The organism is Veillonella atypica KON, assembly GCF_002959915.1.
Classification (GTDB): domain Bacteria; phylum Bacillota; class Negativicutes; order Veillonellales; family Veillonellaceae; genus Veillonella; species Veillonella atypica.
Genome location: NZ_PPDE01000008.1, coordinates 121,495 through 134,152, shown reverse-complemented (window position 1 = coordinate 134,152; position 12,658 = coordinate 121,495). Strand labels below are relative to the sequence as shown.

Genomic DNA, 12,658 nt, shown 5'->3' with positions numbered 1-12,658 from the left:
ATTGCCTCTCCTTTACGATATACATTAAATAAGGTTTCTAATTGACCTGCCATATCTGCTATAAACTCATCAAATTTACAGAGCTCTCGTAGTTCTTGATGTTCCATATCATAACAGGAAATCTTTTTAGATTTATGGTCCCAAACAATTTGATAATCGTTGTACTCACCTAGCTCTTTAGATAAACGTAATAGTTTACGACGACCCCATTTAAATGGAACTGTATCAAGTAAAGGTAAGAACTCTATAGAGATAAAATCTGAGTCTGGCAATTCAAAGTAAAGATTATCTCCCTCTAAAAAGGATATTAACACTTTTGGTAGTTTAAATGGTTTTAATTGATCCATTTTATTCTGTTTATCATGGTACTCAGCAGGCTCTAAATTTTTAAAATACTCTGCCATTTCCATATCGCCTTTTTCAATGGCAATACTATAGGGACGCATTCCATCCTTTTCTGTGATGGTTACATCTGCACCATGTTCGACCAACCATTTTACACTTGGCAAACAGTCCATTACTAATGCTAATTGTAGAGGTGAATACTCACTATATTTACCAATTTGTACAGGTTCATCTATATCCCAACCACTATTTAATGCGCTTTCAAGAGCAGTTATATTTCCATTTATAATATCTGTCACTAAATCTGGTACAGATTCAAAACTGCCTAAGTCCTTAAGATGTATCATATCCCTCTCTCCTATATACTATTTACTTATACCACAACTGGTATAAACTTCTCTTCAAAGGCAGTCAATATACCTAACAGTTTAGTATCTAAAAATGACAGAGCCTGTTTTCTAATATCCGTTGGAATACCATAATATGCCTGTGCTACACCACCACAAATAGCAGCAACAGTATCACTATCACCACCTATTGAGATGGCATTACGAATGGCAGCTTCAAAATCAGTGGATTCAAAAAAAGCTTGCAATGCTTGTGGCACGGTTCCTTGACAACTTTCATTAAACCTATAGGTATCTCTGATTTCATCCAATGTGAAATCCATGGTGTAATAATGCTGATTAATATAATCTCTGATTTCTTGTATATCTTTACCAGTTTTAGCTAAGTATACGGCAACTGCTGTCGCCTCTGCACCTTTCATGCCTTCTGGATGGTTATGAGTGACCTCAGTAACTAACTTAGAAAGAAGCTTTGCTTCGTCCAAACTATGTGCTGCAAATCCAGCAGCACTAACTCTCATAGCAGAACCATTACCATAACTATTATATGGCTTTGGATTCTCTGCAAAAATCCATCTATAGAACCGATCGCCATATCCATAACCTGGATAGCATCTCCCAATCGTCTGCATACATTCCACTGCATTTTTTGAAAGATTTCTGTAATTTGGTTGACTCATAAGAATTGCCTTTGCTACAGCAAGTGTCATGATACTATCATCAGTTAACACACATTGATCTGTAAAGAAATCAAAGTCCTTCCGTCTAATATTATTAAATTCGAATCGTGAACCAACTATATCACCAATGATTGCTCCTAACATGTTAATCCCTCCCTGAATTTGTTGAATTTATTATTTAGCTAATTTTTATCGTATTAACTATATACATAAATGTTCCGCCAATACTATCCATTTAGTTTAATTATATTACATTTATAAGTATGAGTGTATAGTAAAAGCCCTTTGCACAAGCAAAGGGCTCTATTTATATAATCCTTATTTAAGCTTTAATGTATATAGAATTATTTCTTTGAACGCTCTAATTCTTGAATACGTTTTTCTAATTGAGCAATTCTTTCATCGGTGGATGTTGTATTTGATTTAGATTCAGGGCCTACTTTAAAGCTAAGCCCACCATTAAAGCCTTGGTTACCATTGCCTACCACAGTACCTACATTAAATTGTACATTGCGGCTTGGGCGATAGTAAGCGCCTAAAGCAGTAGCTGTTTTTCCATGATAATGACCAAAACCAACGGCTACACCTAATCCAGTTTCTCCTTCAGAGAAATTTGGTTGTAATGCAGCTAATGCATAACTTGAGGCTGTTGCCTTATTAACTGTAGTTTCTAAATTCGATCCTACCGATTGAACTTGGCTTATAGTAGATTCTAATTGACCTACTGTAGCTGCATCATGTGCATCAACGCCATCAGCTACTTTCACCAAACGATTATATTTAGCATCTGAGTATGTAGTAGGTGTTACTGTCGGTTCTTTATCATAATCTGGCACAGTCTTTTTATAACCTAAGTGTGTGGTGATTTCTTTATCTGGATATTTTACTGTGTAACCAGAAACATCACCAGCATCATGACCAAATGCAATAGTACCTTCTTCGGTAGCTACGCTTTCATAACCAATGGCAGTGCCATATTTGACAGTAGCACCTGCCTTATGACCTAATGCCAAACTGTTCTCGGCCTTAAAACCTGTAAAACCACCACCTACAGAAGTAGAAGCAAGACCAAGTGTTAGACCATTAGATCCACCCACAACGGCACTACCATTTCCTACGGTCATAGCATCTCGTGATCCAACAATGGTGCTATACTCACCATTGGCAATATTTTTATGGGTCACAAATTTACGACCTGTAAATTCACGACCGCCACCACCAAGGATAGATGCTCCAGTGCCTACGGCTTCATTCTTACTGCCCCCAAATACGGATGACCACATACCAACACCAGTATTCCCTAAACCGCCTGCAAGTGTACTCCCTTTACCATCTGCATTGTTTTGAGAACCGCCTATAACAGAACCAATTTCACCAGCTGCATTATTGCCACGACCACCAGCAATAGAACTATGTAATCCATACGTACCATTGGAATTACCACCTGAAATAGATGAGGACTCACCATACGCAATATTATCCTCCCCACCGCTGATAGTTGCATAATTTCCTACTAAGGTTCCTACTGCTTCAATTTGATTTTTCGTACCACCAAGGATGGTACCATTTTTTATTTCTTCGTGAACAATATTTTGAAAGCCCCCTACAATAGCGGTATAAGGGCCTTCGGTCATATTTTTTGTTCCTCCAAGGACTGCACTATTTTCACCTTCTGCTAAGTTAGGTGCCTTATCCTTACCACCACTGACAACCACACTACCATCGCCTAACGCTTGGTTACCAGCCGTATAACCACCAATTACTTGGCCTGCAGCCCCTACAGTTAATATATTTAACATAACACCTACACCAAATGTTAATGCAATTACACAAGCAGTTGCGGTTGTACTAAAGCACTTTACATTCTTAGGATTATAATTTTGGGAATTCATCTTACCAGTTAACATCTTTTGTACTTTATTCATTTTCTCTTCTCTCTCATCTCTCTATGAATATACAAAATCACAAACAAAAACAACTATACTATTACCCCCTTTCATACTATACACAAGATTTCATATGTATTTTCATTCATGAAAATATAATATTTAAATTAATTATAAACTAATTTCGCTATTTTTATAATTATCATTACTTATAATCATATAACTAGTATTCATAATGTTTTATTTTTTTCAATGCTATACTAAAAATGATGTGTTTTAACTATTTATCAGTGTAGAGGGTCATAAATATGAAAAAAGGTAAACGAAAGAAAACAGTAACTAGTTTTAAACAAACTAATACATCAAAAATCATATTATTTTCAATGATTTTAACGGCTATGAGCGCATCCATTGTATATGCAGCAGATACCAACGTGGCCGATGAACCTAAAGTATCACATACCATCACGGTAACTGCTACTAGAACTATGGAGGATATCATAAAAACACCAAGTGCTGTATCTGTTGTAACAGACAAAGATATTGAAACACGAAGAGTTGATACCGTAACAGATGCCCTACAAATGTTACCTGGCGTGTATAAAAGCCAAAAAGCAAACGGTGGATTACAAATTCGCGGCTTTGATTCTACTGACACCTTAGTATTACTCAATGGTGTACCAATGAATAACACCTTTAATAATGGTGTTGATTGGGAAGCTATACCAGTACATTCTATTGAAAGGATTGAATTAGTACGTGGTCCTAGCTCCTCTTTATATGGTGGCAGAGGTGTTGCTGGTGTTATCAACATTCAAACAAAACAACAACAACCAAAACAATCTGTAAAAGATATCCATTGGCATGGACAAATTGGATATGGATCTCATGGGACACTAAATAATGAGTTAGGGTTTGATGCACAAGTATCTAATCGTATTACTGTCGGTATGTCTGCAGAGCAAAGAAAAACAGATGGTTATCCAGGTTTCTTTATTACCGGCAGAGCTGCCAACATAAGGCCGTCTACTGTAACAGTTACACCAGATAACCCAGTTCCACAAACCAAAGATGGTTCCTATCTATTAGGTAGTCGAGGAGATAAGTCATTTAATAATAAGAATCTATCTGCGTATGTAACGATGAAACTCCGTGATAGAGAATCATTAACCTACTCTTATCTATATACGAAAAATAGATATGCTTATGAGAATCCAATGAGTACCATAACCGTAAATGGTGCACCTATCTTCTCTGGAAATGTCAAAATTAACAATCAAAAATATGTAGCACTTAGAACAAGTAGATACTTAGGCTATGATGGATTAAAAGAATATCATGCTCATAACCTACAATATAAAAATGACAAAAATAAGCTACAAGTTACTTTCAATATATTAGATCGAAAAAAAGATGGATTCTCTAGCCCTAGCAATCCAAATACACCTAACTACAGCGGCCCTGGTGATGATTCATTCTATCCTGGAAAAACAATTAATTTTGATGCACAAAAAGTATGGGATCGTATGGGGAAACATAGCGTTGTTGCGGGCATTAACTGGAAAAAGGAAAGCTTTGAGCAAAAACGAAGAGAATTAACTAATTGGAGAAATCATTCTTCCTTTGATTCAACCACATATCCTGGTGGATTGTATGAAATCAACAAAGGTGCTACAAATAATTTAGCCCTATTCGTCCAAGACACATACCGTCCTAATTTCAATTGGGCTATTTATACCGGACTTCGTATAGACCGATTCAAAAAATTCGATGGTCAACATGTTACCTATGATACGACCAATAATAGATACGACACCGTAAATCATGGTGAAGGTAGCTATACTGAATGGAGTCCAAGATTAGCAATTGAACATTATGTAACCGATTCGCTAAATGTATATGCTTCCTATGGTCACTCTTTTAATCCACCACCACTTAGTCAAGTATATCGTTACACAGATGTAGTACGAGCGAATCCAAATCTTGATCCAGAACGTTCAGATACATTTGAAGTTGGTATGAAAAAAGAATGGGGCACAAAAACTGCATTAAATCTATCTGCATTCTATGTAAAAACAAAGGATAAGGTTAAATATGTAACACATTATGATAATAATGGTGATGTAGATTATAAAATGTATGAAAATGTAGACCAAGAAACTCGTCGCGGCATAGAATTAGAACTTCGCCACCAACTATCCTCAAAATGGTCTGTATTTGGAAACTATACATGGCAAATGGGTCGTATAAAACATAAAGATCTTCCTAACACAAATGCAAGCGGATATGAGGAAATCAATTATGATATACCTAAACACATCTTCCATGCAGGTCTTGAATATACTAATGGTAAATGGAATGCCCTTTGGGATGCTCAATATGTAAGTCGTCGACAATCAGTAGATGATATTACAGGTCAATACGGTTCCTCAGATAGCTACTTTATCTCGAATGTAGCAATGAATTACAAATTCTCCAAAGAAGCGACATTACAATTAGGTATTCAAAATGTGTTTAATCGTGTTTTCTTTGATGATGAAGCTACCGCAGGACGAACATATTCTGCAAGTATGAAGTTTAAATTTTAATAATCATTCATCAAATTTTACTATATAACTTCTATTTGCTTTAACCACAACCATATAAAATCTATTTAAATTTAATATATAAAAGCAAATCATAACCACCCGTAGAACGGGTGGTTTGCTCTGACCCTATAAGGGTCTTTCTCTAGTGGTGGCCCTCTAAAGAGGGCTTTGAATGATCTGACAACCACTCTATTACCACTGGCTGCCCCCTACTCGGGGGCTTTTATTTTGCCTATTTTACCGGCTCACCCGTAAACGGGTCGGTATATTCTTTAAAGTTTAATGTATCTTGTGCTATATCTTCTTGTAATTGATTGCGAATATACTCTTTTATCGCTCCTTCGTATCTTCCCACTGTATCCACATAATATCCTCTACACCAGAAATGTCTATTTCCATACTTATATTTTAAATTTGCGTGTTTATCGAATATCATGAGGCTACTTTTGCTTTTTAAATATCCCATAAAACTTGATACACTTAAATGTGGTGGAATAGTTACTAACATATGAATATGATCCGGACAGCATTCTGCCTCTATAATCTCTACATTTTTTCTATTACATAAATCTCTTAAAATTTTACCTACATCAGCTTTTATCCGTCCATAAATTATTTGCCTTCTATACTTTGGTGCAAAAACAATATGATATTTACATCTCCATTTACTATGTGATAAGCTTTTTACGTCATTCATTGACATTGAACCTCCTATGTTGAAATGTTGTGGTTGCCAGACCAACTTCATTTTACCACTAGGAGGTTCTTTCCTTTTCTCTAAGAATTTTTTACCGACCCCCAGTTTAACTGGGGGTTTAGTCATGCCTATTCGGCGTACAAAAAAGGTCCATCGCATATCGTTTCTATGCGATGGACTTATTTATTCTTCTTCAATTATTATTCCATTTATATATGCAAATTCAATCATAGTGGATCCATAAAATTCACTCACGCCTAATGAAATATTTTCTTTAGGAATTTCTTTCAACTGATTATAAAAGTCAATATACATACTTCTTAACTCAGAATTTTTGATTATTTTATTAAAATATTGTTGAGCTTTATCTTTTCCACCATAATGATAAATATAATACGGTAGATTATAATCGTTTATATCTCCCTCTATAAGTTTTTCAATATTACGTTCTGTATCTTCAAAACCTTCAAATAGCGGTATTATATATTCCTCACATAACTTGCTAACTTCATCTACAGTATATTGATAGCTAGCACCTGCTAATTGATACCAATGCCATTCCGTTCTATTTAACAAACGACCTAATTCTCCGCCATATACAAACCCGTTATGAATATTAGCTTTTTTCATAGATTTAGAATAAATGGCAATATGTGGAACAAACTCTACGCTATCTGCATAGTTATTTCTATTAGCTTGAAAGTAGATTTCAAAGATAAGGTCTTTATTCTTAGAGGTTTTCTTTAACTTCTGACCTTTACTAACTACCTTAAAATCAGGAAATTTACTTGCTATCTCCTGCCAAGCTTTTTCACATAACTCTCTAGGTTTCAAAATTGTAAAAGTCCTCCTAAATAATACTGTATTTCTTTTAAAGATTACTTTCAATAACTATATCAGATGTATATTAAAGTATTTACTTTTCCCAAGTAATACATGAGTTTAAAACTCTAATGCATCTTTACTAAAGTTTATAAAATCAACTTCAATATTATGAATTATTTTAATCCAGTAATCTTTCTTAATCCAATTATCAAAGCATACATCAAATCTATCTCTTTCAGTATTATCTGATGCATCTATAATAGGATACACTTGATTAAAGTAAGAAACTAAGATATCAAAATCTGGACTATAAACCCGTAATGGATATCTATAATAATGCCAATCCTTCATACTGGCTTGCTCTACGTGTAAATGTCAATATAAGAATGTACAAAAATGATGATATAAGAATGTACAATTATTTTAATACACTATTCAATTACCAGCTCTACATAATCCCCATCTTCCTTATTGTATACATGCTTATTTACGATTCCAAGTAGTTTCTGTATATCTTCCATATCTGAAGCCGAAAATTCCAAATAACAAGTCTCATCACTGGTATAATTCAAATCTTCATAAAAATCCTGAATCGCCACATAAAATTTTTCTAAAACATCTTCCAATGGATATTGGGAAATATTCCTCGGACTATCTCCTTCTCCTAATTCTGGTTCTTGAACAAATTTTAATGAAGTAACAAAGCAATCACTTTTCATAAAATCGTCATACGTTTTATAGATATGTTCTGCTACCTTTTCGTAATCAGCTTTGTTATATCTTTCATGTACAAAAATATCTATATTTTTCATCTCAACCTCCTTAATGTGGTGTGAAAATTATCATTAGTCCCCTACAAATTCAAATTTACGTATTCACATAAATTTATATTTTGTACCATTTCAATATTATACAATTATTACTTATTCGTTTTCCTTATAGTAACTGGGATAAAGAGGGTGTTCAAATACACCATCATCAATCATTTTCTCAATCTTCGATGGCAAATCAACTTTATATACTTTTTTATAAATAGCTGTGCTTAAACATTCAAATCCTCCTCCCGAAGAAATATCACCTAAAAAATTTTGAATTGCTTCTATATCGGGATAATGATCAGGATTATGTAGATAACGCATATATTCCTCTAAAACTCGTCTAATGTATAGAAAGTCTTTCAGGCTCATTGTTATTTTTTCCTTATCAGAAATATTATTTAACCCATATTCAATTATGTCTTTTATATCTGCATATTTTCTCATATCTGAATTCAATATATCTTTTCTCCAAATAAACCGAGAGTTTCATTAAATTTCTAATGAAATTATCTCCATAAATTTTGATTTCTCTTTGCTTAAAAATAAATACCATTATATAATTCCATAAACTCTTTAGCAAACTTTGCGATAAGTTCATGATCAAGTGTAGTAGCTAAGATTTCTTCACTATCATTAGCTGTTGATGTCCAAGATTCGCTGTTACAGAAACGCTATCGCATAAAGCATTCGTAATTAAGGACTTCGGTCTATTCCCTTGTCATTAATACAACCGTCTCCTCAACAAATTCAAGTTAGCAAGTACACATTATATCAATAAGAACTTCACGAATGTCCATTATTGGCTATTTAATTTGGTTGTCAAGCTCAATACCCTGTTCCGCTAAACCAAAAACTAACTCCTTAAAACTTTCTGCAATAATTTCTAAATCATCAACCGATGTCACATATACATCATGTGGCAAAACAACAATTTTGTCTGTTTCCTTTAAAATACAAACTAAACTTCCATCACCTAAACCGCCAATAGGAAAAACAGTATTATTTGATATGTTGCTTTCTTCGTCGTCGCTATAGTTTGCAATAAAAGCAGGGTATTCATAACCTAATTCCTCTAAAGTGAAAATCCATGGATCAACAAAATGGCAGCCACCAAATTCCTTGAGTAAATATCGATATTCTGACGGAATTGGTTCGAATTTGTTTTCAAACTCAGATATGTCTTTTTCGGACTCCGGGTGATATTTGCTGTGCGTGTCAGCCATAACGCTATAAGCTTTTCTTAGTAATTTAATCTCTGCTTTTGTTAATTCCATATGCTTTCTCCAATCAATACGATGAATTATCTTTTGTTCACCTTATCCACCTTTGAAAATCAGCCCAAACAAACGGGAATTGGTTATCCTTTTCCGCAAGCTCCTTTTCCAATATTGCCCTCAACATTATGATAAAATATCCGGCACTTTTCCTGCGTAAATGCTTGCATAATTCCATTCAACTACTGAAAATCCATATTCTTTAATAAAATCTTCAAATTCCTTTTTATCCCATTCTTGATACATCTTAAATCCAAAAATAGACATCAAACTTTTTATCATTTTTCTTTGCTTTCCCTCTTTCCATAGAAAAGTGGGGGCGAACAAAGTCCCATTAGGTTTTAACACCCTATATATTTCTTTCATCGCCTCATCCGGTTTAGGCATAATATGAAGTGCATTAGCAATTAACACACAATCAAATTTTTCATACGAATAGGATAATGCTACTGCATCGGCTGTTTCAAATGAGGACGAATGTATTCGCAAACTTTATCATATACTCCTTTGTCTTTTTTCATGAAAGGAGCATATAGCTTAGCAAATTTATCCCCAAATTTTTTATTGCTTTTATCAATCATTTCAACGCTCCTTTAAATATAAAAATGATCCTATCAATCTATATATTGAGCCTATTTTCTCATTGATACCTTGCAAGAAAGGAATAATAGCTGTTCCTATACCAAGTAGGAATGTCATAAATGCAGAAAGTCATATGCTGTCATTCTTTTCTATTCAATCATTTTGAAGTGTCTCAAGGCATCCATGATAGCTTCTTCTTTTTCAGGTGTACACTGTGGAATAATTTGTTTCTCCTTTTTAGACTTGTTGTAATGTTCTCGTAATTCTATTCCACATTTCCTTTTTATCTGTGCAATATATAATGTCGGAACTTTTAATTCAAATTTATTCCAAACATATTCTTTGATTTGAGCATATGTTGCCTTACTTTCAGCACTGGTCAAATCAAGCTCATCCAGCTCAATTTCAACTTCTATATGCTTATCGACATCGAGTTTGGACAAAAGTGCTACCGTCTCAACATGCGCTGTCATTGGAAACATGTCTACAGGTTGTACTTCTTTTAGTTCATAGCCGTAGTGTGTAAGGATTTCAATGTCTCGAGCCATAGTTGCTGGGTTACAGGATACGTAGACAATGCGGTTAGGTTCCATACTAGCTGCAGATGTCAATACCTCTTCTTTACAGCCTGCTCGAATTGGATCGAATACAATCACGTCTGGACGTACGCCGGCTTTATAGAGTTTTGGCATTTCAACAGCCGCATCAGCGACGATGAATTCAGTATTGTCATAGCCATTACGTCGTGCATTTTCACGAGCATTAATAATGGCTGGTTCTACGATTTCTATACCGATAACATGTTTTGCCTTATGAGCCAAAAACAATGAAATAGTACCCGTACCACAGTACGCATCGATAACGATTTCATCCCCTTTTAGGTCTGCATAAGCTAATGCTTGATCGTAAAGTACTGTAGTTTGTTCCGGATTCACTTGGAAGAAGGAGTGTGGAGATAAGGTAAACTGTAAATCCTTAATGTGATCTGTAATCGTCCCATCACCATAAAGGATATTATTTTTAGTGCCTAAGATAACATTAGTACGCTTACCATTCACGTTATGAACGATGGTTTCCACTTGTGGTATACGATTTGTTATGTTCTTAACCCATTCTTCGTGCTGTGGTAGATAATCAGTAGCAGTTACGAGAATAACCATCCATCCAGATTGCCCAATGCGACCGATTACATGTCGTAATACACCTTTGCCTGTATGTTCATCGTACGGCTCAACATCAAGTTCTTTAGCAATGTCATAACACACTTGAGCAATTGTATTATTTCCTTCATCTTGGATAGGACAATTCGTCCCCTGTACGATATCGTGAGACCCCATTGCATAGAATCCCATTTGAATGTCGCCTCTAACACCACCGACAGGCATTTGCATCTTGTTTCGATACGCCCAAGGTTCTTTTGGTCCGAGTGCAGGTTTTACAAGGTTGGGATTTTGGTGACCAATTCGTTCAATAACATCCTTCACCTTTTGTGTTTTTAGTGAAAGCTGTCCTTCATAGGTAATATGTTGCAATTGGCACCCACCGCATACACCATATAAGTTACAGGTAGGCTCTATACGATTAGAAGCTGGTGTTACAATATCTATTAACTTGCCGGTAGCATATGTCTTTTTCACCATGTTGATAGATACTTTCACAATTTCACCAGGCAAAGCAAAGGGAACAAAGACGGTAAAATCGTCTACGCGACCTACACCTTCTCCACTACTGCCAATACCGTGAATGGTTACCAAAACCTCCTCACCAAGTTTAACAGGCGCATTTAGAATGGCCTGTTGTTTTTTAGAAAGTTTTCCACCTGTATGTTGTTGTCTACCTTTAGATTTATGTTTACGAGATGTACGACCTGTACCGTTCATTACGCGTCTCTTTTCTTCCAAATTTTAATGATACCAGTCACGATGAGTACAAAGAATACCGCACCAAATTTAACGAGTAATTCTTCCCCTTGAATATATGGTAAAAGAAGTGGATCTTCTACGATCATTTCACCGGCAACCCATCCAAGTAGTGCACCGCCAGCCCAAAGAATGGCTGGGAATTTGTTAATAATACGAGCGAATAGTGTAGAACAAAATACGATGATAGGTACCGTAATTAGCATACCAACGATAACAAGCTCTAAATGACCTTTTGCAGCGCCCACAACACCGATGACATTGTCGATACTCATCATAGCGTCGGCAACGATAATCGTCCAAATAGCACCCATTAAGGAATTTTTAGCCTCAATGTGTGCCTCTTCGTCATCACCTTTCAAAAGCTGAACGGCAATCCATATGAGCACAAGTCCACCGCCTAAATGAACGAGAGGAATCAAGGTTAACGCTTCTACCAAAACGGTGGCAAACAGAAGGCGCATTAAAATGGCACCTACCGTCCCCCATATAACGGCTTTCTTTTGAAGTTCTGGTGCTAATTTACCGGCTGCCATACCGATAACTACAGCATTATCTCCGGCTAATAAAATATCTATCAATATAATCTTGCCAATCGTAACCCACGTGGCCGCTTCTAAAAATTCCATTATATGCACCTCAACTATAATTAATTCTATAACTATCCCTTAACTATACCATATTTTATGTATTTTCT

General features: G+C 35.4%; 12 protein-coding genes and 2 pseudogenes. 1 reads left to right on the top strand and 13 read right to left on the bottom strand.

Features of this window, described 5'->3' with window-relative positions; all coding sequences use genetic code 11:
- Positions 1–26 precede the first annotated feature (26 nt).
- From VAHSUH02_RS04535 to VAHSUH02_RS04525, 3 genes and pseudogenes are all read right to left on the bottom strand, one after another.
- Positions 27–692: pseudogene (locus VAHSUH02_RS04535) on the bottom strand (ankyrin repeat domain-containing protein); the annotation flags it as partial.
- 26 nt (positions 693–718) lie between these two features.
- Positions 719–1,516 (bottom strand): ADP-ribosylglycohydrolase family protein, encoded by a 798-nt coding sequence (locus tag VAHSUH02_RS04530; protein WP_005383907.1) that lies wholly within the window; start codon positions 1,514–1,516, stop codon positions 719–721.
- Positions 1,517–1,716: 200 nt separating this feature from the next.
- Positions 1,717–3,297: a YadA-like family protein gene (locus VAHSUH02_RS04525; RefSeq protein ID WP_005383909.1), complete on the bottom strand. Its 1,581-nt coding sequence runs from the start codon at positions 3,295–3,297 to the stop codon at positions 1,717–1,719.
- A 269-nt stretch (positions 3,298–3,566) separates the two neighbouring features.
- On the opposite strand from VAHSUH02_RS04525, the gene VAHSUH02_RS04520 reads away from it, so the two are divergent.
- Entirely contained in the window at positions 3,567–5,846 is a 2,280-nt protein-coding gene (locus VAHSUH02_RS04520; protein ID WP_005383911.1) for a TonB-dependent receptor, read from the top strand.
- 232 nt (positions 5,847–6,078) lie between these two features.
- On the opposite strand, the gene tnpA is transcribed toward VAHSUH02_RS04520, so the two are convergent.
- The 10 genes and pseudogenes from tnpA to VAHSUH02_RS04475 all read right to left on the bottom strand — a co-directional run bounded on the left by tnpA (position 6,079) and on the right by VAHSUH02_RS04475 (position 12,590).
- On the bottom strand, positions 6,079–6,543 hold the full coding sequence (gene tnpA / locus VAHSUH02_RS04515; RefSeq protein WP_005375295.1) for an IS200/IS605 family transposase: 465 nt from the start codon (positions 6,541–6,543) through the stop codon (positions 6,079–6,081).
- Positions 6,544–6,726: 183 nt separating this feature from the next.
- Positions 6,727–7,377 carry a DUF4304 domain-containing protein gene (locus VAHSUH02_RS04510; RefSeq protein ID WP_038148992.1) on the bottom strand — a complete coding sequence of 217 codons (651 nt, stop codon included), beginning with the start codon at positions 7,375–7,377 and terminating at the stop codon, positions 6,727–6,729.
- 108 nt (positions 7,378–7,485) lie between these two features.
- On the bottom strand, positions 7,486–7,719 hold the full coding sequence (locus VAHSUH02_RS04505) for a hypothetical protein (RefSeq protein ID WP_005384185.1): 234 nt from the start codon (positions 7,717–7,719) through the stop codon (positions 7,486–7,488).
- Positions 7,720–7,799: 80 nt separating this feature from the next.
- Positions 7,800–8,180, bottom strand: coding sequence for a hypothetical protein (locus VAHSUH02_RS04500; RefSeq protein WP_005384186.1), 381 nt, complete (start codon positions 8,178–8,180; stop codon positions 7,800–7,802).
- 111 nt (positions 8,181–8,291) lie between these two features.
- Positions 8,292–8,642, bottom strand: a complete 351-nt coding sequence (locus tag VAHSUH02_RS04495; protein WP_012864208.1) for a hypothetical protein — start codon at positions 8,640–8,642, stop codon at positions 8,292–8,294.
- A 347-nt stretch (positions 8,643–8,989) separates the two neighbouring features.
- A complete protein-coding gene (locus tag VAHSUH02_RS04490) occupies positions 8,990–9,460 on the bottom strand; it encodes an SMI1/KNR4 family protein (protein WP_005384190.1) in 471 nt (156 codons plus the stop codon).
- A gap of 126 nt (positions 9,461–9,586) precedes the next feature.
- A complete protein-coding gene (locus tag VAHSUH02_RS09820; protein WP_415749075.1) occupies positions 9,587–9,949 on the bottom strand; it encodes a class I SAM-dependent methyltransferase in 363 nt (120 codons plus the stop codon).
- The gene (locus VAHSUH02_RS09815; RefSeq protein WP_005384194.1) at positions 9,907–10,041 is read right to left on the bottom strand and encodes a hypothetical protein; all 135 of its coding nucleotides are present in this window, start codon (positions 10,039–10,041) and stop codon (positions 9,907–9,909) included. The genes VAHSUH02_RS09820 and VAHSUH02_RS09815 overlap by 43 nt, the downstream gene beginning before the upstream one ends.
- A 429-nt stretch (positions 10,042–10,470) precedes the next feature.
- Positions 10,471–11,922, bottom strand: a pseudogene (gene rlmD / locus VAHSUH02_RS04480) (23S rRNA (uracil(1939)-C(5))-methyltransferase RlmD); the annotation flags it as partial.
- Entirely contained in the window at positions 11,922–12,590 is a 669-nt protein-coding gene (locus VAHSUH02_RS04475) for a TerC family protein (protein ID WP_005384198.1), read from the bottom strand. The gene VAHSUH02_RS04475 and the pseudogene rlmD, both read right to left, overlap by 1 nt.
- Positions 12,591–12,658: the final 68 nt, after the last annotated feature.

Coding starts and splice junctions, on each gene's coding strand:
- VAHSUH02_RS09815 (WP_005384194.1), bottom strand. CDS start 10,041: ATGATTGATAAAAGCAATAAAAAATTTGGGGATAAATTTGCTAAGCTA.
- VAHSUH02_RS04530 (WP_005383907.1), bottom strand. CDS start 1,516: ATGTTAGGAGCAATCATTGGTGATATAGTTGGTTCACGATTCGAATTT.
- tnpA (WP_005375295.1), bottom strand. CDS start 6,543: ATGAATGACGTAAAAAGCTTATCACATAGTAAATGGAGATGTAAATAT.
- VAHSUH02_RS04520 (WP_005383911.1), top strand. CDS start 3,567: ATGAAAAAAGGTAAACGAAAGAAAACAGTAACTAGTTTTAAACAAACT.
- VAHSUH02_RS04525 (WP_005383909.1), bottom strand. CDS start 3,297: ATGAATAAAGTACAAAAGATGTTAACTGGTAAGATGAATTCCCAAAAT.
- VAHSUH02_RS04475 (WP_005384198.1), bottom strand. CDS start 12,590: ATGGAATTTTTAGAAGCGGCCACGTGGGTTACGATTGGCAAGATTATA.
- VAHSUH02_RS04490 (WP_005384190.1), bottom strand. CDS start 9,460: ATGGAATTAACAAAAGCAGAGATTAAATTACTAAGAAAAGCTTATAGC.
- VAHSUH02_RS04505 (WP_005384185.1), bottom strand. CDS start 7,719: ATGAAGGATTGGCATTATTATAGATATCCATTACGGGTTTATAGTCCA.
- VAHSUH02_RS04500 (WP_005384186.1), bottom strand. CDS start 8,180: ATGAAAAATATAGATATTTTTGTACATGAAAGATATAACAAAGCTGAT.